This is a genomic window from Cognatiyoonia sp. IB215182 (assembly GCF_033963905.1).
Taxonomy (GTDB): Bacteria; Pseudomonadota; Alphaproteobacteria; order Rhodobacterales; family Rhodobacteraceae; genus Yoonia.
Genome location: NZ_JAXBMB010000004.1, coordinates 280,828 through 299,832, shown reverse-complemented (window position 1 = coordinate 299,832; position 19,005 = coordinate 280,828). Strand labels below are relative to the sequence as shown.

The 19,005-nt window shown below is 59.1% G+C and carries 17 protein-coding genes; 12 read left to right on the top strand and 5 right to left on the bottom strand.

Annotation, left to right across the window (positions count from 1 at the left end; all coding sequences use genetic code 11):
- Window positions 1-71 precede the first annotated feature (71 nt).
- A complete protein-coding gene (locus tag SLH47_RS10145; protein ID WP_320239376.1) occupies window positions 72-494 on the top strand; it encodes a DUF6484 domain-containing protein in 423 nt (140 codons plus the stop codon).
- Window positions 495-830, top strand: a complete 336-nt coding sequence (locus SLH47_RS10140) for a hypothetical protein (protein ID WP_320239375.1) — start codon at window positions 495-497, stop codon at window positions 828-830.
- Here the strand turns inward: SLH47_RS10140 and SLH47_RS10135 are convergent.
- The 5 genes from SLH47_RS10135 to tssH are packed head-to-tail and all read right to left on the bottom strand — an operon-like array spanning window position 825 to window position 7,645.
- The gene (locus SLH47_RS10135; protein ID WP_320239374.1) at window positions 825-1,751 is read right to left on the bottom strand and encodes a hypothetical protein; all 927 of its coding nucleotides are present in this window, start codon (window positions 1,749-1,751) and stop codon (window positions 825-827) included. The genes SLH47_RS10140 and SLH47_RS10135 overlap by 6 nt on opposite strands.
- A gap of 12 nt (window positions 1,752-1,763) precedes the next feature.
- On the bottom strand, window positions 1,764-2,816 hold the full coding sequence (locus SLH47_RS10130; protein ID WP_320239373.1) for a DUF4150 domain-containing protein: 1,053 nt from the start codon (window positions 2,814-2,816) through the stop codon (window positions 1,764-1,766).
- Window positions 2,817-3,857 (bottom strand): 3-oxoacyl-ACP synthase, encoded by a 1,041-nt coding sequence (locus tag SLH47_RS10125; protein WP_320239372.1) that lies wholly within the window; start codon window positions 3,855-3,857, stop codon window positions 2,817-2,819.
- Complete coding sequence (locus SLH47_RS10120) at window positions 3,854-4,954, bottom strand: DUF2169 domain-containing protein (protein WP_320239371.1); 1,101 nt, start codon at window positions 4,952-4,954, stop codon at window positions 3,854-3,856. The genes SLH47_RS10125 and SLH47_RS10120 overlap by 4 nt, the downstream gene beginning before the upstream one ends.
- A gap of 12 nt (window positions 4,955-4,966) precedes the next feature.
- Entirely contained in the window at window positions 4,967-7,645 is a 2,679-nt protein-coding gene (gene tssH, locus SLH47_RS10115) for a type VI secretion system ATPase TssH (protein WP_320239370.1), read from the bottom strand.
- A gap of 139 nt (window positions 7,646-7,784) precedes the next feature.
- Between tssH and SLH47_RS10110 the strand changes: the two genes are divergently transcribed.
- The 10 genes from SLH47_RS10110 to tssJ all read left to right on the top strand — a co-directional run bounded on the left by SLH47_RS10110 (window position 7,785) and on the right by tssJ (window position 18,998).
- Window positions 7,785-9,875 (top strand): serine/threonine-protein kinase, encoded by a 2,091-nt coding sequence (locus SLH47_RS10110; protein ID WP_320239369.1) that lies wholly within the window; start codon window positions 7,785-7,787, stop codon window positions 9,873-9,875.
- An 83-nt stretch (window positions 9,876-9,958) separates the two neighbouring features.
- Entirely contained in the window at window positions 9,959-11,086 is a 1,128-nt protein-coding gene (gene tssA, locus SLH47_RS10105) for a type VI secretion system protein TssA (RefSeq protein ID WP_320239368.1), read from the top strand.
- Between the two features lie 17 nt (window positions 11,087-11,103).
- Window positions 11,104-11,643 (top strand): type VI secretion system contractile sheath small subunit, encoded by a 540-nt coding sequence (gene tssB / locus SLH47_RS10100; RefSeq protein ID WP_320239367.1) that lies wholly within the window; start codon window positions 11,104-11,106, stop codon window positions 11,641-11,643.
- A 2-nt stretch (window positions 11,644-11,645) separates the two neighbouring features.
- Window positions 11,646-13,151, top strand: coding sequence for a type VI secretion system contractile sheath large subunit (gene tssC / locus SLH47_RS10095; RefSeq protein ID WP_320239366.1), 1,506 nt, complete (start codon window positions 11,646-11,648; stop codon window positions 13,149-13,151).
- 46 nt (window positions 13,152-13,197) lie between these two features.
- Window positions 13,198-13,686 (top strand): type VI secretion system tube protein Hcp, encoded by a 489-nt coding sequence (locus SLH47_RS10090; protein ID WP_320239365.1) that lies wholly within the window; start codon window positions 13,198-13,200, stop codon window positions 13,684-13,686.
- Between the two features lie 3 nt (window positions 13,687-13,689).
- Window positions 13,690-14,415, top strand: a complete 726-nt coding sequence (tssE, locus tag SLH47_RS10085; protein ID WP_320239364.1) for a type VI secretion system baseplate subunit TssE — start codon at window positions 13,690-13,692, stop codon at window positions 14,413-14,415.
- Window positions 14,415-16,283, top strand: a complete 1,869-nt coding sequence (gene tssF, locus SLH47_RS10080; RefSeq protein WP_320239363.1) for a type VI secretion system baseplate subunit TssF — start codon at window positions 14,415-14,417, stop codon at window positions 16,281-16,283. Before tssE ends, tssF begins: the two co-directional genes overlap by 1 nt.
- Window positions 16,247-17,275, top strand: a complete 1,029-nt coding sequence (gene tssG / locus SLH47_RS10075) for a type VI secretion system baseplate subunit TssG (protein ID WP_320239362.1) — start codon at window positions 16,247-16,249, stop codon at window positions 17,273-17,275. Before tssF ends, tssG begins: the two co-directional genes overlap by 37 nt.
- Window positions 17,272-18,552 (top strand): type VI secretion system-associated FHA domain protein TagH, encoded by a 1,281-nt coding sequence (tagH, locus tag SLH47_RS10070; RefSeq protein WP_320239361.1) that lies wholly within the window; start codon window positions 17,272-17,274, stop codon window positions 18,550-18,552. The genes tssG and tagH overlap by 4 nt, the downstream gene beginning before the upstream one ends.
- Complete coding sequence (gene tssJ, locus SLH47_RS10065) at window positions 18,549-18,998, top strand: type VI secretion system lipoprotein TssJ (protein ID WP_320239360.1); 450 nt, start codon at window positions 18,549-18,551, stop codon at window positions 18,996-18,998. The genes tagH and tssJ overlap by 4 nt, the downstream gene beginning before the upstream one ends.
- The last annotated feature ends 7 nt before the right edge of the window (window positions 18,999-19,005 follow it).

The following is a 19,005-nucleotide window of genomic DNA, read 5'->3' as shown; positions in this document are numbered from 1 at the left end:
ATCGTTTGCGGTACACCCTGACTTCGCTTAGGCTTCCCGGCATATTGTACTTGAGACATTGCGGGGGCGTCATGCTTGCAAATGATACCGTCGGCGGCGTTGTTATCGGCATATTCATGGGGCTGAAGGACGGTCAGCCGCTAGTGGTGTTCGCGGGCAATCCAGCGCCCGAGGCGATCCCGGCGCGCTCTCTTGTCACACTCCCCAGTTCCGCGATTGGCTGTGAGGTGGCGCTCTTGTTCGAGGATGAAGCTCGCGACAAGCCGCTGATCATCGGGCGCATTTTGGCATCCGCGCCCCAGACCGATACACCGAAGGTGATCAGCGATGGAGAGACGGTGACGGTGAAGGCCGATGAGCGGATTGAGCTGCGCGTCGGCAAAGCCTCGATCATCATGGAAAAAGACGGGCATATCACGATCCGGGGGACGTATCTCGTCAGCCAGGCCTCAGCTAGCAACCGCATCCGTGGTGGATCGATCAATCTGAACTGAATGTCCGTCCCCATCCTCGAAAACATAGTGCGGCAACACGCCGAACAGGCTGCGTTCCTGTGGACGGTCTATGACCGCGCCCTCCTGTACCCCGACGAAAACCCCGACATGGACGCCGACAGGTTGGCGCGGGTGGTGGAACGGCTAGAGGCACATCTCGACGGACTAAGGGTCGCGGGTGCCGATGGTTTACGCATTGCCGAAGAACGGCTTGCGGAATACCGCGAGCCGGGTGAGCTGTTCGTGGTGCGGATGCTGCAGCCTGGTGCTGAGGGGATGACGGTGGAGGAGTTGGATTTGGAGAAGGTACGGGGGTACATTTCGCAGAGTCTATAGCGGCGTGAAGTCTAAAGGCACTCTAGTTACGATGTTTTCGATAGACGGAGACACGTGCAGTTGAATCCAGTCCGTTCCATCAAACATATAGACCTCGGCGCCCACGACGGTGCACATCACATTGTCTGTCGAATTTAGTTTAAAGGCACCCTCTGTCTCGAACTTCTCGGAGAGTTCGTCACCCTCGCGAATGTAGATTCCAAAATCGTCGTCGCCCCAATACTCGATGCCCTGAAATACCGTGATGGCCTGAATGCCTCCGTCCGCCTGACCGATGCGAACCACTTCGTCGTTTCGAAAAACAATTCCAGTGCCGTCATTCACCCCGAGAAGCAAGGTCCCATCATCCCTACTGAATACGGCCTCGAATTCATCATGACCACCAAGATCAATTGCCCGTAATTGCTGACCATCCCAGCTTACAAGCGCACCTCCTGTGCCACAGACATGGCCCTTGTCCGAGGCAATAAAGTGTCCATCGAGCATTTCGTCATCCAATGGGCTCGCTAGCTTTTGAGCATTGCCTGCATTGAACGAAAAGACTGCACCATCTTCTCCGAATAAGAACAATTCTTCCATCTTACCTTTTGCGAAGCCGCGTAAGTAGAGATCAGTTATCGGGTCGTAGAATTGCTCATTTCCGCCATGTATATGATGAATGAAACCACCACTTACTAACAGCCAATGATCATCAGCGCTGGACGCAACATAATCAAGAGCGCCAAAATCGATTGCCTGGATTGTTGCGACGACGGGGGTTTTTGAGGTCAAATCGACGCGCAGAAGTAGGGAAGCATGCTTGTCCGCCTCTTCACTTGCCATATCGAGATATAGAAAAACCTCATTCATGGAAAACGCCCAAGCGCTCGTCACTTCGCACCAAGAATCATTCGCTGAAAAAATCTCTCTAATCGTCTCCATCCGCTTTCCTTGCTAGCAACCGTGGCACTTCTTGCTCTTTGGCGCTCGACAGATCCCTTTGGTACATATTTTTTTCTTTTTTGCCGCTGCCACCTTCTTACGCGCCTGTGCAGGCGTATCGTCCTTCGTCACACCGGCCACGTAGGTAAGGTTTATCAATTCTAGGCACTCGGAGACCTGCTTCTGTTTTTTTGTCTTCTTCTTTGCCTTACTCTTTGTCTTTGGGTGTTCTTCAACCGTTGCATCGGCAGATTTCTTTGCCAACGCACCCACTGTTGGTACTTTGCAGTTTTGTGAACATTTGATTTTTGAGCCCGACTTGCAACCTGCGCGTCCTTTGTCCAAAAAATCATCTATTTTTTTGGTCTTATTGTAGTGTGGCATTCCCTTGATCGAAGGTTCCTTCTTCTTTTTCTTCATTCTTTTGGCTTCCATGCAAATGCAAGGTGCCTTTTTCTGATCGTAATTAGGGAAATTCGTACAAGCCTTGTTTGACTTACGCGTGTGCATCAAGGCTGATGCACGGGCGGTATGTTCAGATTGTTTGCCTGTCTTGGAGTAGTTGCATGGGCTTTTCCCATGGGGATGCCCTTCAAGCTCTTGATAGACCTTCTCGCAGTCACCACCGGCCTTGGAAAGTTTGGCAATATGCACCCATGGTGGTGTATTCCCCGCCGGTGATGCATGATTATTCGTTGCCAAATCCGTATTGCGGATAACCGGCTCGCCATCGAATTTGACATCATTTGACCAGGAGTTGAACTGCTCCTTCCCAGTGTTTTTTGACGTGACGATCCCTTTCTTCGCGGCACTGCCTGCTTCGGTCCCAGTTGTCTTCGTCAGGTGGCTCTTGTTCTTAATGTTGACCGTTTTCCCACCGATCTTGACCGTGCCGGTCCCTTTGTCTGTATCACCGGCCATCCCAAAACTGGGATAGGGGATGGGCACGCCGGTGGGTGTTGGGGGCGCTTCGGGTGGCGTAAAGCAGGTGTCCGGCATCGCTGCGATGGTTTTGGCATCAACCGCCTTGCCGGAAATCTCCAAACCGTTGGCGAAGACACCCATCTACGCAGCCTCTCTTGTGTGAAAGACCGCGGCACCGCAGGCGCCTGCATCCGATGATGCCTCGATCAGGACCGGGCTGCCGGGGGTATAGCCCTTTTCTGCGGCGCTCAGCGCCATGCCGATCATGACCGGCACAGTTGCAGCGCCGATATTGCCCAAGGATTCGCCGGGGCTCCAGAGATCCTGGAACTCCTTGCGACCGCGCTCCAGGCGCAGGCTGGCGAGTGCTGTTTGCTTGAAGAAATACTGTTCGCCAATCAGGTCTGCGATGCGGTATTCGACATCTGACAAGATAACGCCCGCGCTGTCCATCGCGGCCTTGTAAGCGGCCGTCATCCCGTCGCCGCGCAAGGGCAGGTCGAGCCCATCCTCATCCAACCCATTGTAAATATGTGCCTTTTCCCGTGACAGGCCTAACCCGGTCAGCACCAGGCGCCCGACGGGCTCTGCCGTGCACAGCACGGCCGCCGCCGCCTCACCGGGGATAAAGCCGTTGGGGTTATCGGGGCCAAGCAGGCGTTCACGGCCCAGATAATGCGCAATCGCGGGGCCGGTCAGATAGCTGTCGACGCCCGCGATCATGACATAGCGTGTCGTGCCCTCGGCCAGCATCTTGCGGGCACGATCCAGGGCGGCGAAACCAGCGGGCCGCCCGTGGGCCACGAGAAGGGTTCGCTCTGTGCTGCGCGCCTCCACAATCTCGGCCACCATTTCGGCAAAGGCGGGGCCGTCATGGGGTAGCCTGCCGGGGCGATCTTCCTCGGCCAGGCAGAGGATCAAAGCCGCGTCTTCAGCAGCTTCGGGCGCGGCGCGCAGCACCTCGACAATTGCACCTGCGACCAGATGTGCCAGCCGTTTGGCGCCGATCCAATTGCGCGGCAAAGGCACCGGCGCGCCGATCTGCCAGTCGCCGGACCCTGCAACAAATCGCGTCTCCTGAAACCCGTCAAGCCGCCCACGCATCGCTGCACAGGATGACGCCCTGTCGAGACCTACGGCTGTGGCCATGCCCGCAGCCACGATATCGAGCGTCGCGCTCATACGTCTTCATCCTCGGGCACGGCGACACCCGCCGCGCGGATATAGCCCCGTCCGGCGGCAATGGCGCGTAGCATCGCATCGGTCGGTGGGCCAACCCAGCATTCGGTGAACTCGGTCATATGACGATGGATCCGCACTTCTGCCCGCCAGACCAGCGAGAAGACCCGCGCCTCGCAATCAAAGATTAGGGTATCGGCCGTCACCGGCTGATCAAAGCACTTATCCCGCCCGCGAAAGATGGTGAGCGGCAATGCGGTCTCGGGCAAGCGGAACCGTTCGATGCCGTTTGGTGTCATATTGGCAATCGTCACCTCGGTCCCGGTGCGCGGCGGGGCGATCCATTGATCGGGGGGCGTGGATTGATAGTACCGCTCGTCAAAATCCGGCGGCAGGAACGGAAAGATATTGTCGACCCAATTGTCGTCGTAGGTCCCACCGTATTTGATGCGGTCGGGCCAGGCCCGGCTGACCGGGCCAAGGGCCATGGGCGCGTAGTCTTCGTAGGGTGAGCGGATGTCCTGCCCAACGGCCTGCGTGTTTGGCAGCGCCAGCCCATTGATCCGGTCCTGATTGCGCGGCGTTGCGAAGCCGCGCCCGACCGGGTTGGGCATATAGACATCCGGTTGCGGGTTATCGGGGTCGAGCCGGTCTGGCCCACCAAAGGCCGTATCGTAGGTGAAGGGCGCTCGTTTGAAGGGCACGGGCTGCGTTGGCACAATCGCAACACCCGCATTGCGCCATTCGCGGTAGCCGAGCACGTCAAACTGCTTCAGCCAGTCCCCAACCTTGATCCCCACCCGCACGCGCTCGACCGGTTTGCCCTGCGGCGCATAGGCGGCACCTTGGGCGATCACCTCTGCATGGGGTTTGCGAAAGGCGAAATCTGTTTCCCACAGTGTCGCGGAATGGCCCGGCTCGCCAGTATGTTCATCGGCCATGACCAGTGGGCGTTGTTCCTTGCTGGGTTGTGGCTCCGTGCCGGGATCATCGGGAAAATCAAACGTGCCGCGCACGACGAGCGAGAGGTATTCGCGGCCCGCCGGGTCCATCCCCATCGTGTGCTGGTAGACAAAGCGCGTCTGATTATAGGTTTGCATAGCGCCCCAACCTCACGCGAAATGATAGGCAAAGCCATTGTCGTCGCCGGTGACTTCGACCCGCGTCAGTGTGCTGCCATCCAGCGTTTTGTTCAACAATGCCCGGCTGAGCTCGGGCAGGAGCGTGTTGGTCAGGATCGCATCAATCATCCGTCCGCCGCTTTCAATCTCGGTACAGCGGGCCTTGATCAGGTCATGCACCCCGTCACCGATGACAAGCTCGGCATCATATTGCTTGGCCAGACGCCCCGCGATTGCGCGCAGCTTGTGGCCCGCGATCACCTCGATCATCTGGTCAGAAAGCGGATAGTAGGGAATAGTGACAAGCCGCCCCAGTAACGCGGCCGGGAAGACCTTCAGGAGTGGCGCGCGCAGGGCGGCAGTCAACTCATCAAGATCGGGTTTGACCTTACCATCCTCGGTCATCGCCATGATCTCGTCCGAGCCGACATTAGAGGTAAGCAGGATCAGCGTGTTTTTGAAATCGATCCGCCGCCCCTCGCTATCGTCCATCATGCCCTTGTCGAAGACCTGAAAGAAAATCTCATGCACATCCGGATGAGCCTTTTCGACCTCATCGAGCAGCACAACCGAATAGGGACGCCGTCGCACCGCCTCGGTCAGGATGCCGCCCTTGCCATAGCCGACATAGCCGGGCGGCGCGCCTTTCAGGGTGGAGACGGTATGCGCCTCTTGAAACTCGCTCATATTGATGGAGATCAGGTTCTGTTCGCCGCCATAAAGCATGTCGGCAAGCGCCAGTGCGGTTTCTGTCTTACCCACGCCGGAGGGGCCGCAGAGCATGAAAACGCCCATGGGTTTTTCGGGTGCGGATAGCCCTGCGTAAGAGGTCTGGATGCGCGACGCGATCATCTCGGCTGCGTGATCTTGTCCGGTGACGCGCGCGCGGATGGTCTCGACCAGTTCCAGCGCGCGTTCGGCCTGGCTGGCCATCATGCGACCCGTGGGAATGCCGGTCCAATCTTGCACAACCGAGGTCACCGCCGCCGTATCAACTGACGGCAGGATCAGGGGCTTTTCCCCCTGCGCCTCGGTCAACTCTGCCATCTTGGCTTGCAAGTCATCCATCACGGCGGACCGGTCAGCCGGATCGAGCGCAGGTGTATCGCCTTCCGTCTCATCCTCGCCCTCAATCGGCGCGCCGCTTTCACGCAGCTTTGCGCGCAGGGCGATGATATCGGCCACCAGCGCTTTCTCCGCATCCCAACGCTCGTTTTCCTCTTCCAGTTGGGACTTCGTTTCGTCCAGTTCGGCGGTAATGCCTTCGATGCGCTGAGCGGTGTCGATGCCGATGCCGGCCTCACGCTCTGCGATTGTCAGTTCCAGTTCGAGCGCAGTAGCGCGCCGCTCCAGATCCTCGACGGCACCCGGCGTGGCATGCTGTGAAATCGCGACGCGCGCGCAGGCGGTATCAAGCAGGCTAATGGCCTTGTCGGGCAACTGGCGCGAGGGGATATATCGGTGGGATAGCTCGACCGAGGCCGCAATCGCCTCGTCCAGGATTTCCACCTGATGGTGCTTTTCCAGAACGCCCGCCACGCCCCGACACATGCGGATTGCGTTTTCAACGCTGGGCTCTTCGACCTTAACCACCTGAAAACGTCGGGTCAGGGCGGGGTCTTTTTCAATGTGCTGTTTGTACTCGTCCCATGTGGTCGCCGCGATTGTCCGCAACTCCCCCCGCGCCAAGGCGGGCTTGAGTATATTGGCCGCGTCCCCCGTACCGGCCGCACCGCCCGCCCCGATCAGCGTATGCGCCTCGTCAATGAAAAGGATGATCGGCGTGGGCGAGGCCTGCACCTCATCTATCACCGATTTCAGGCGCTTTTCGAACTCGCCCTTCATGGATGCACCGGCCTGCATCAGACTGACATCCAGCATATGCAGCGCGACATTGCTGAGTTGCGGCGGGACATCGCCCCGCACGAGGCGCTGCGCAAAGCCTTCGACCACTGCCGTCTTGCCGACGCCAGCCTCACCCGTCAGAATCGGATTGTTCTGACGGCGGCGCATCAGAATATCGACGATCTGCCGGATTTCCGGATCGCGCCCAACCACAGGGTCCATCTTTCCGTCACTCGCCGCAGCCGTCATGTTGGTGGCATAAAGGTCGAGCGCTGTTTGCCCACCTGGTGCTGCCTTGGGCGCGGCTGGGGCCGTTGTCTGTCCCTCAATCGAATCCGCCAGCAGCTCGTCCAACTGGCCAGACATGCCCGGCACATCCACCTTGTCGAACTCGGTCGAGATCCGAAACAGCAGGGATTCAAGCACCGGCGTCTGCCGCATCGCCAAAAGCAGATAGGCGGACCGTACCGTCTCATCCCCGAAATCAAGCTGGCCCATATTCCACGCATCGCGGATGGCGTGAAACAGATGGTCGGAAAACTCCTCAACCGCGCTCGCCCCACGCGGAAGCGCATCAAGCGCGCGGGTCACATCCGCTGTCAGGGTGCCTTCATCAACCTCAGCCGCCCGCAACAAAAGCGCAAAATCCGACACATCCTCATCCAAGAGCGCGCGGATGAAATGCACCAGTTCCACGTAAGGGTTGCCCCGCGCCTTGGCAGTCGCGGCCGCTGCAGAGAAGGCTTTGAGACACAGCGGATTGAGCTTTCCGACCAGCTCTTTGCGCTTCACGGTTTCAGACGATCCAGTTTGGGCCAATGCCATCGCCCCCCATCTCAAAATCCAGCCGCAGCGCAACGGTTTAGCAAAAATGTGTCGCGCCTTAATGAAAGGTAGCCTATCCTCTCAGGTAACTGAAAGCGACATTTGATTTTCGTAAGCTCTTGTTTCTTGGAAGAACACGATGACGCATCCGCTGCCCGGTGATATTTTCAAGATCGGACAGGTGCTCAACAACACCTACGAAATCGACAGGATTTTGGGACGCGGCGGGACCGGCGAAGTCTATCGCGCGCGCAACAAGATCACCGAGCGACTTGTCGCGATCAAAGCGCTCAATCGTCAGTTTTCGGGCAATGCCGACTATATCGAGTTGATGAAGCGCGAAGAAGAAATGCGCGCCATCCAGCATGATGCCGTTGTGCGTTACACCGAATGCTCGCTTTCTGATGACGGTCATGTGTTTCTGGTCATGGATTACGTGGAGGGCACGCCGCTGAGCGACGTCATGACCCGGCGGCGGATGGATGAGCGCGAATTGCTGATTGTCGGTCATCGCGTGGCTGAAGGGTTGGTTGCAACCCATGCAAAGGGGATCATTCACCGCGACCTGTCGCCCGACAATATCATCCTGCGCCAAGGGGATCCGGCGAAGGCCACGATCATCGATTTCGGCATCGCCAAGGACACAGCGGTTGGCGCGCGCACGATTGTCGGGTCTGAATTTGCCGGGAAATACGAGTACTCGTCCCCTGAACAACTTGAAGGGCAGGTCAGTCCGCAATCCGATCTTTATGGGTTGGGTGCGACGCTTCTGGCGGCATGGCGGGGGGAAACGCCGTTTCAGGGCGCCACGCCCGGCGAGATCATTCGCCGCAAACAGGCGGCACTCGATACAGAAGGCGTGCCGGACATGCTGCGCCGGGTCATTGAGGCGCTGACAGCGCCCGATCCGCTCAATCGCCCCGAAGATGCGGCGGCGGTTGTCGCAAAGATTGACGCCGTGCTGCGCCCGGACAGTGATACGGTCGACACAACCAAAACGAAGGTCCGCCGCAGGCCGCCCTGGGTTCTTTTGGGTGGCACGGCAGTAGTGTTGGCGGCAGCGCTTGCGTGGTTTGGCGGCTTCTTCGACGACCTTTTGGCGCCGCCCTTACCTGTGGCAGACCCTTATAGGCTCGAGTTGGTCAATTCCGACACCGCCGCACCGATCCTCACAGGCAACGCACCCCACACCGCTGCAGAAGACGCTCTGCGCGCCGCCATCGCCAACAGCTTCGGCGCGACACCGACCGGCGAGATCGTGTTGGCGACCGGACTTCCCGAAGGTGATTGGCTGGGCGAAGCCCAAACGCTGATGGAATACGCTAGCGTGCTGGAAACCACGCAATTGTCGATCAGCGAACGCACCGCAACACTGTCAGGGTTCGCCGCTGATACGGCAATTCGGTCGGCCTTGATGGAGACAATAAACACCTTCGCCAGCACCTATGGATGGCGCATCAGCGCTGATCTGCAGGCAGGGCCCCTTACGCTCTCAAGTGCCGCAATCGCGAATGCATTGCGTGACGTGCAGGATTGCGGGCCGTTAAACGTTGAAGGCGACACGGAGGGGCAATTTGGTCTGCGTGATCCGGTCAGGATCACAGGCTATGTCTCTGACGAAGACGCGCGGTCGGAGATTGCGGAACAGTTGAAACCGATGGTCGGCGACCGTCCGATCACCGTGGTCACGCAGACCCTGAACCCCGGACATTGCTTGATCCGTCAACGGCTTGCCGATCTGCCCAACGATGTTGGTACGTTGGCGCTATCCAATGGCGAAACGGGTGCGCGGAACCTGTCTGGTGTCTTCACGGTTGGGCAGAATCCGGTCGTGGATCTTCTTGTTCCGGAGCAATACGGTGCCGGTGCTGTATGGGTATTTTTCGTCGATCCGCAAGAGGAAGTCTTTAGCGTGATCCCAAATCGCCTGGATGAGCGTGTGCAGATCAACGAACGGTCAGAGCTTCGGGATGGCATTCACAGGCTGCGTATCCTGCACACGATCAATGAGTTTCGAGAGGATAATCGCAAACTGGCCACACAGGTGAGCGCGGGCAGCCTCGGGAAAAGCGAACTCTTCGTAATCATGTCACATGAACCGCTTTTTGAAGGGCGACGACCCGGAGAAGAAAGCCCAGCCGCCGTAGTGCAGGCGCTCAGCGAGATACTGGAGCAGGACGGAGACAAAGTCATCGGTTTCGCTTCCGCCATTGTTGACGGACGGGAATAATGGCTGAAAGATGGTAAAAGTTTGTCAGAATCAATTTGTTGTGTGAGACTAATAATTCATTGATGAAAAACACTTAAGTTATGATGACACAGCTGGCCAGCTTCCAAGATGTGGTTGATCCTGCGGCACCGTCGGGCATCGACCTCAGGAATGTGCCGGAATTTCACGCGATTGAACGGATGCTTGAACCGGCGGCACGCGAAAGCCGCATTCAGCCAGACAATGATGGGCCACCCACCAGCGCCGATGTGGATTGGGGCGCGGTTCTGGACGCGTCTGCGGAACTCGCGAAGCAAGGGCGCGACTTACGTCTGCTTGTCATCGTGGTACGCGCGCTTGCCAATCAGGATGGTCTTGCTGGCCTGACTGCCGGGGTGACCCTGATCAACGAGACATTGGAGGCGCATTGGGACAGCGTGCATCCCCTCCTGCGCGAACGCGATGATCCAAAAGAGGCCGCGCTTAGACGTATCAACAGCCTCAAACAGATCGAAAATGATGATAACGGTCTGCTTGGCGATCTGGAAATGAACCCGATCATGACCTTGCCGGGTCTGGGGATCATCACCGGGCAAAACCTGTTTGATGCCGCACTTAGCGAGTTTGACGCGATGAACCGCGCGCCATCGGGGTTGAGCGCTGATGAACGTGAAAAGCTCCGCAGCGCTTATGAAGCCAACAAGAATCGGGTGACCGCCGCCTGCCGCGCTATTGCGGCAGAACAACCCGATCTTGCCAAGACGCTCAAAAAAGATGTGGGCGAGGCATTAGCTGCTATTGAGGCTTTGGAAAGCGGCTTTTCCGAAAAGGCCGGGCTCAGCAATGGTGGCGGCATCCGCTTTCCGGAACTGACGGAGTTTCTGAATAACGCAAAGACAATGATGGATACCGGCATGGTCAAGACAGACGTCGCCGAACCGCAAATACCTGATGACACTCAGGAAACGAACGCACCCACAAGCACCCCGAAAGCTGCTCCTTCGGGCAGCATCTCGGGCGAGATCAACTCCCGCGATGACGTGGAACGTGTCCTTGGAAAGATCATCGCCTTTTACGAACGCACCGAACCGTCCAGCCCGATCCCGCATTTGGCGCGTCGGGTCCAGCGGATGGTTCACATGGATTTCATGGAACTGATGTCTGAAGTCGCACCAAGCGGCATGAAAGAGTTCCGTAACGCGGCCGGCGTCCAAGACGACAAAGGCAAATAACAGGAAAGAAACGGATTATGGCAGACAGTAAACAGAAGGTCATTGAGCGCAATCGGGCCCCACGGGTGCAGATCGCCTATGACGTTGAGCATTATGGAAGCCCTACAACCATCGAGTTGCCCTTTGTGATGGGGGTCATGGCGGATCTTGCGGGCAAATCGGAGACGCCCGAAGCGCAAAAGCCGTTGGGCGAGCGTGAATTCGTTGAAACTGATGCGGGCCGCTTTCCGAAATTCATGGAGGCCCTGTCGCCCCGTGTGAAAGCGCGCGTTCCCAACAAATTGCCCAGCGCAGATGGAGAGGACGCCGAAGAAGAGCTGTTCGTGGACCTTACATTCAAGTCCATGTCGGATTTCGCGCCCGACAAGGTGGCCGAACAGGTCCCGGCTTTGGCGGAACTTCTGAAGATGCGCCAACAGCTTGAAGAATTGCTGGGCTACATGGATGGCAAAGTCGATGCCGAAAAGCGCATCGCGCAGCTTTTGTCCAACGAACCGCTACTGGCCGAAGCGGCAGAAGCCGCGATGAAAGCCAATGAAGAGAAAGGGGAGGGTTGATCATGGCCGATACCGAAGCCCAAGACGCCGGCAAGGAAACCGAAACCCTTGATCTGGGTGAATTTTCGTCACTTCTGGAAAAAGACTTCCGCATCAAGGAAAACGAATCCGACAAGCTGCAGACATTGGTTCAAAACCTGGCGGTGGCTGCCAAAGAACGCTCGGGCTCTGCCTCAATCTCGGGCAATGCGGTCAAGTCGATCAAGTCACTGATCGCCGGCATTGATGCAATGCTGACCGAGCAGGTCAATGAGGTCATCCATGCGCCTGAAGTCCGCGAGATCGAAGGCACATGGCGCGGCCTTCATTACCTGGTGAACAATACAGAGACCGATCAGAAACTGAAGATCCGCGTACTGAATGTCAGCAAGGATGAACTGGCAGACCACCTTGAGGATTTCGAGGGCCAGATGTGGGATCAGGCCGACATGTTCAAAAAGGTCTACACCGACGAATACTCCATGTTCGGCGGCGAGCCCTTCGGCTGCGTCATCGGCGCTTATGAGTTTTCGCACAAACCCAAAGATGTCGGAATGCTTCGCAATCTGTCGGGGATCTGTGCGGCGGCACACGCCCCCTTTATCGCGGCTGCGGCCCCGCAACTTTTCCGCATGGAAAGCTGGCAGGAATTGCCCAATCCGCAAGACCTCGAACAGATCGTCTCATCCCCCGATTACGCCAGCTGGCAATCGCTGCGCGAAAGTGAGGATGCGCGTTATATCGGCTTGACGATGCCCCGGGTTCTGGGCCGCCTGCCCTACGGGGCCGAGACGGTGCCCGTCAAAGGCTTTGCATTCGAAGAAGAGATTGACGGCAATCATGACCACTACGTCTGGATGAATGCCGCCTTTGCGATGGGCGTGAATATCAACCGCAGCCACAAGCTCTATGGTTGGGGCACGCAAATCCGCGGTGTTGAATCCGGTGGCACGGTCATGAACCTGCCCGTGCACACCTTCCCCACGGACGACGGTTCGGTTGCGATGAAATGCCCAACCGAGATCGCCATCGATGACCGGCGCGAGGCGGAATTGGCCAAGCTGGGCATGATGCCGATCCTTCACCGCAAGAACACTGATACAGCGGCTTTCATCGGTGCGCATAGCCTGCAGGATGATGAGGCGCGTGCAGGGCGACTGGTCGACCCCGACGCCCAGGCAAACGAACGCCTGTCGGCCAACCTGCCCTATCTTTTCCCCGTCAGCCGCTTTGCGCATTACCTCAAGGCGATTGCGCGCGACAAGGTGGGCACATTCAAGGAACGCGCCGACATGCAAGTGTGGCTCTCGGAATGGATCAACCGCTATGTGCTCGCAAATACGGCCATGGCTGATGACAAGGCCAAGGCCAAGCGCCCGCTGGCTGCTGCCGAGGTGCAGGTAGACAGCGTCGAAGGACGCCCCGGCTACTACAACGCCCGGTTCTTCTTACGTCCGCATTATCAGCTTGAGGGGATCAACGCGTCGTTGCGCCTCGTTTCAGAATTACCATCGGTCAAAGGCTCCTGATCAGAGCCTTTGCCACCCCAAACCCCGCAATTAAAAGGAAATTGATATGTCACTTACCGGTTATCTGCTCATCGATGACATCCCCGGTGAATCCAAACGTGCCGAGCATGAAGACGAAATCGATGTCCATGGTGTGCATTGGAACATCGAACAAATGAGCTCGGCCGCGCGTGGCAGTGGCCGCACACAGTCGCGGGCGCAGGTCGACAGTTTGACATGTTTCAAAGAAACGGATGCCTCATCTGTTTACCTGGCGCTGGCCTGTATGCAGGGCAAATCCATTCCGTCGGCGACCCTGGCGCTGCGCAAGGATTCCGGTGAAGCGCATCTCGACTACTTGATAATCACCATGGAAAACGTCGTGGTTACCAAGTTCGAGATGGAAAATGACGGCAGTGATGAAAACGATCAGGTTGTCACCGAAAAGCTGTCTCTGTCATTTGAGTCGGTCAATATGAAGTACACGATTCAGGCGGACGATCACTCAGCCGGTGATGAGCATGAGGTCGACTTCGATATCGTGGCTGGCGCCTAAATCATGAACCGCCGCACGGGACCTGATGTTATGCCAGTGGCCCGAAGCGAGGCGATCCAACCATCGCTTTGGGACCGGTTGGTGAACGATCTGCCCGGTCTTGAGGCGGAAATCGAAAGTCAGCGCCGCCAGCTTGCCAAAGAGCTTGGCGGCGACGATGCCCTTGCAGGCCTTCTTGATGACAGCAAACGCAATGCAACCATCGAAGAGGCGGACGAGGACACCAATCGCCTGCTTTACCTTTTGCGTGCCAATATGCAGCGCCGCAACAGATTGCAGACCAGCGGCATCGCCGTCACCCGCGAAGTTTTGCGCGAGGCTGTGCGGCGCGACATAGAAACGCTGTTCAACATCGACCGGATGGAAGCGCAGACGATGATGACGGACCGGGAGGCGCGCATGATCGAAACGCCTGCCGATCTGCTCGCCGATTTTCCACATGTCCGCGCAAGCGTCATCAATTACGGGGTGCCATCTTTTGCCGGGCGCAGCGGCTCTGATTTCGACAAAACCGCGCTGGCGCGCGAATTGCGTGATGTCTTGATCGCGTATGAGCCGCGTTTGAAACCCAACACCATTAAGGTCAAGATCGACCTGAGCGACAAAACGGGCATGAAAGTCACCGTTGACGCGGTGCTGATGCTTTCCCCCACACCAGAGCGGCTGAAACTGTCGACGACCATTGATCTGGACACCGGGGCCGCCGCCACCGTGCTGGAAGATGCGTAATGGACCGCACGTTCCTGCATTATTACGAGAGCGAGCTGGAGCATATTCGCGATCTGGCCAGCGAATTTGCAGCGCTGCATCCGGCCGTTGCGACGAACCTGTCTCTTGATACAACACCCTGCCCGGACCCATATGTTGAACGGCTTTTAGAAGGGGTCGCCTATCTCGCCGCCCGTACCCGGCTGAAGGTTGATGCGGAAAGCAGCCGACATGTGCGCAATCTGCTCGATGCGCTCTACCCCGATATGGTCGCTCCCGCGCCAGCCATGTCCATGGCAGCCCTGACCCCCGGCGATCAGGTAGAGGCCATGGTGGAAGGCTACACCGTTCCGCGCGGCACACGGATGATCTCTGGCCTGCGCGATGGCCTGACCACCCGCGCGACCTATACCACCGCGCAGGATGTGGCGCTCTGGCCGATAGAGGTTGCCGAGGTCCAGTATCTACAGGATATCGGCGCCTTACGCGCGGCGGGTTTTCGCGATGGCGCAGGGCCAAGACCTGCCGCAGGCATCCGCCTGACGCTGAAAAGCGCGGGGCCGACAGCGCTCAACACCTTGAAGCTCGACACGCTTGATCTTTACTTGGGTCATAAGGCACGCGGCGGGCAGCTTTTCGATGCGCTTCACGGACACGGCATGGGCGTGATGTCCCGCGCCGATGAGGGCCATTTCCAGACACTGGGCGACAGCACCATGGTCGGCATCCGTGATGCGGAAACCCTGCTGCCACAGGTGCGAGAGGCCTTTCAGGGTTATGGCCTGATCCGCGAATACTTCCTGATGCCAGAGCGGTTTCACTATATTCGCCTGCACGACCTGCAACACGTCATACCCGATGCCAAGGATCACGTTGACGTCCTGATCCTGCTCGACAAGGCGCAACCCGATATCGCCGATATCTCGCCCGCCGATTTCCAGCTTTTCGTGACCCCGATTGTCAACCTGTTCGAGCGGGAGTGTAACGTCGTTGACCTTGATCCGGGCCGCGCCTCCCACGTGGTGCACCCCGACCGCACGCGTCCGCTGGATTACGAGGTGTTCCGGCTGATCCGGGTCGAAGATATCGAAAATGACGGCCCCGGCGCGCAAATCCCACCGATCTTTGCCGCGGAGGGTGGCCATGCAAACCGCCTCTCTTACAGCGTCGAACGACAGGCCCGGCGCCCGAGCGCGGATGAGGTCAGGCGCGGCCAGATGCGCACCAGCTATGCGGGCGACAATGTCTTTATCGCGCTTAGCCATGACGGCTCAAAACGTGTGGGCAACGCGGTCCGCAGGCTTGATATCCGCGCGCTTTGCACGAACCGCGACCTGCCAATCCTTGATGACAATCCGCAACTGACGCTTGATTCCGGGGCCCCCGTCAGCGCGATCACCCTACTTCAGGCCATCAAACGCCCGCGCAGCAGCCTGCCTGCGGTGCTTCCCGCCGCTGGGCAAGAAGAGACGCGGCGGGATGAGTTGAACTGGCGCTGGATCAGTCAACTCTCGCTCAACCACGTCTCACTGGCCGAGTCTGGGACGGATGCCGCCCCGCTGCGCGCGCTTCTAGCACTTTACGCAGATCGGGGTGACCCAACGCTGGTGAGGCACGCACAAGCCCTGCGCGCGGTCAGTTCCGGGCCGCTTTTCGAACGGCTGCCTATCAAAGGGCCAATCTGTTTCGGCCACGGTACTGAAATCACGCTTGATATCGACGAGGGTGTGCTGAGCGGGCATAGCCAGCTGCTGCTCTCAGCGCTGCTTGCGCAACTGTTGCGCCGTCAGGCCGCGATCAACGCGGTGGTGCGCACCAAAACGCGCCTTGCCGGATCACAAGAGGAGGTGGCATGGCCGCTCACGCTCGGCAATCGCACGATGATCTGACCACGCTCGCAACAAAGGCGGGACGGGCGGATTTCTTTGCGCTTCTGCGCACCATCGAGGAGCTTGATGGGCGGCGCTTTGGGCGTGAGGGCGGGGCCGAAGAAGAACCGGCGCGGCTGGGCCAGCATGTGCGCCTGTCCTTTGCGACGACCGACGTGGCGGACATGCAGACCGATCCGCATGCCAAGGTGGCGGTGAATGTGCTGGGGCTGCTGGGGCCCGAAGGCCCCATGCCGCTTTATCTGACCCGCTGGGTCATGGCGCGGCTGTCGAACCGGTGGTTTGCCGGCGATGCGGAGGGTGTGACCTCTGACACCGCCTTCAAGGATTTCGCCGATGTGCTGCAGCACCGGCTGATCGCGCTTTACTGGCGGGCTTGGGCCGATGCGCGGGCTGAAATTCAGGTCGGCCACAAGGGTGGCGGGCCGAGCGTCGCCATCCTGCGGGCGCTGGCCGGGCTTGGCATGGATGCAGGTGACACTGCGCCGCATGACAATGCCAAGCTGCACCATGCCACAACGCTGGCCCAGCATATCAATCACCCGCAGCGGCTGACGCGCTACCTTGCAGATGCGGTCGGCGTTCCGGTCAGCCTGCAGGAATTCGTGGGCCACTGGGAAGAGATCCCCGCCCCGCTGCAATCCCGGCTGGGCCACAGCTATTGCGGGCTGAACGCGGATGCGGTTTCCGGCGCGCGCGTCTTTTCGCGCCAGAATCAGGCGGAGCTCCGGCTCGGCCCGCTCACCCATACGGAGTTCACCGCACTTCTGGACGATCCGGATACACGCGAAAAGCTCCGCCATGCGATCCTGTTTGCGGCTGGTCATGAGGTTTCGTTCCAGATCCGGCTTGTGCTGAAAGCGGCCGAGATACCGGCGGCGCGTCTTGGCGATTGCCGTCTGGGCGCCAATGCCTGGGTCGCGCCCCGCCGCGATAAGGATGCAGATGATCTGATGCTGGCGGACATGACAACGCCAAGGGAAGCGGCATGAGTGACGCGCAACTCATCCTCGAAAGCTCGCCGGGTCCGCAGGCGCGGATGAGCTATCCGATTGGCGGTAATTCCGTTGTCGTCGGGCGCGGCGATGATGCGGATTGGCAGTTGGACGATCCGGATATGTACCTTAGCCGCAAGCATTGCGTCATCGCGGTGATGGATGGGCGGCTGACGGCGACAGATACGAGCCGGGGCGGCACTTTTGTGGACGGCGCCGAGCAGCCGGTTGGCACAGGCAATGCCATCGCGCTGACGGACGGGATGCGACTGCGCATGGGTGATTTTGTCTTTCGCGTCGATATGGCATCGGCGACACCCACGCCCGAACCACGCCAAAAATTCAGCAGCAGTTTCACATTCGCCCCGGCACCTGCTGAGACGGCCGAGGCTGCGCCGCGCCCTGATACGCTCCCGCCGCCCTTCGACCCATTTGCCGAAAGCACGGCCAGCCAAACGGCGGCAAAGCAGGACACGACCCCGCCAAAGCCGCTGGACATGGATGACCCCTTCGGCCTTGACCTGCCGACGCGAGAGACCGAAGCCCCTGCCCCCACCGGCAACCGGTTCTTCGACACACCGCTGTCAGCGCCGCTAAAACCGGAGGCGCCGCCGCCAGAACCGACGCCGCCACCCATTGCCACCGAACCCGAACCAACGCCTCCGCCCGCGCCGCAACCTGTGGCAACGGATGATGCACTGCGCGCGGCACTTCTGCGCGGCATGGGCGTGGACCCAGACCGCATGCAAACCGCAGACCCGGTGGCGCAGATGGAGGCGATTGGCACCCAATACCGCTACCTAATCGAAGGCGTGATGCATCTGTTGCGCGCGCGTGCCTCGGAAAAGCAACAGGTCCGCGTGGCGCAAACGCTGATTTCCAGCGCGGATGTCAATCCACTGAAATTCCTCGCCACCGTCGATGATGCGATAACCACGATGCTCGACAATAACCGCCCCGGCTATCTGGACGGGCCAGCCGCGATCAACGGGGCCTATCGCGACCTCGCCGACCATCAGGTGCGTACGTGGAAAGCGCTGCAATCGGCGCTGCGGCGCATGATCGATCAATTTGACCCAACCGAGATCGAAAAGACGCTTGATGACAGCGGCATGCTTGAATCGCTTCTGGCGGGGGGGCGCAACGCGCAGCTTTGGCGCGCCTATGAAGAGCGCTATCAAGAGATCGCGCGCGCCGCCGAAGAACGCTTCCTTGGTGAAGTGGGCGAAAACTTTCGCGACGCATATGAAGGCAAAGAGGAGACAGGGCGATGATCCTGACACGGCGATACTTCATTCTCTCCGGCACAAGTGCCGCGGCGCTCGCCGCCTGTGGTGATGCTGGGCCGGGCACCATCAGCGTCGCTGCCAGCATGGCCGCAGGGGCCAATCCCGGCCCGGATGGCAGCGACCGGCCACTGACCCTGTCATTCTTTTCGCTAAACGCGCAGGACGCGTTTGATGCCGCCGACGTGCTGGCCCTGCAGGACCCTGAAACGGCGCTTGGCGGAACTTTGCTGCGCGCCGATCAACTGGCCCTAGCACCCGGTGGTGCGGGCACGCTTGATATCCCCGTCCCGGTGGGCGCGACCACCCTTGGCGTCATCGCGGGGTTCCGCGATGTCAGTGGCAAGACATTCCGCACCACCACTGCGATCCCCGCCTCTGGCGATCTTTCCCTGACGATTGCCGTCAGTCCCACCGGATTGGCGCTGTCGTAACGATTTG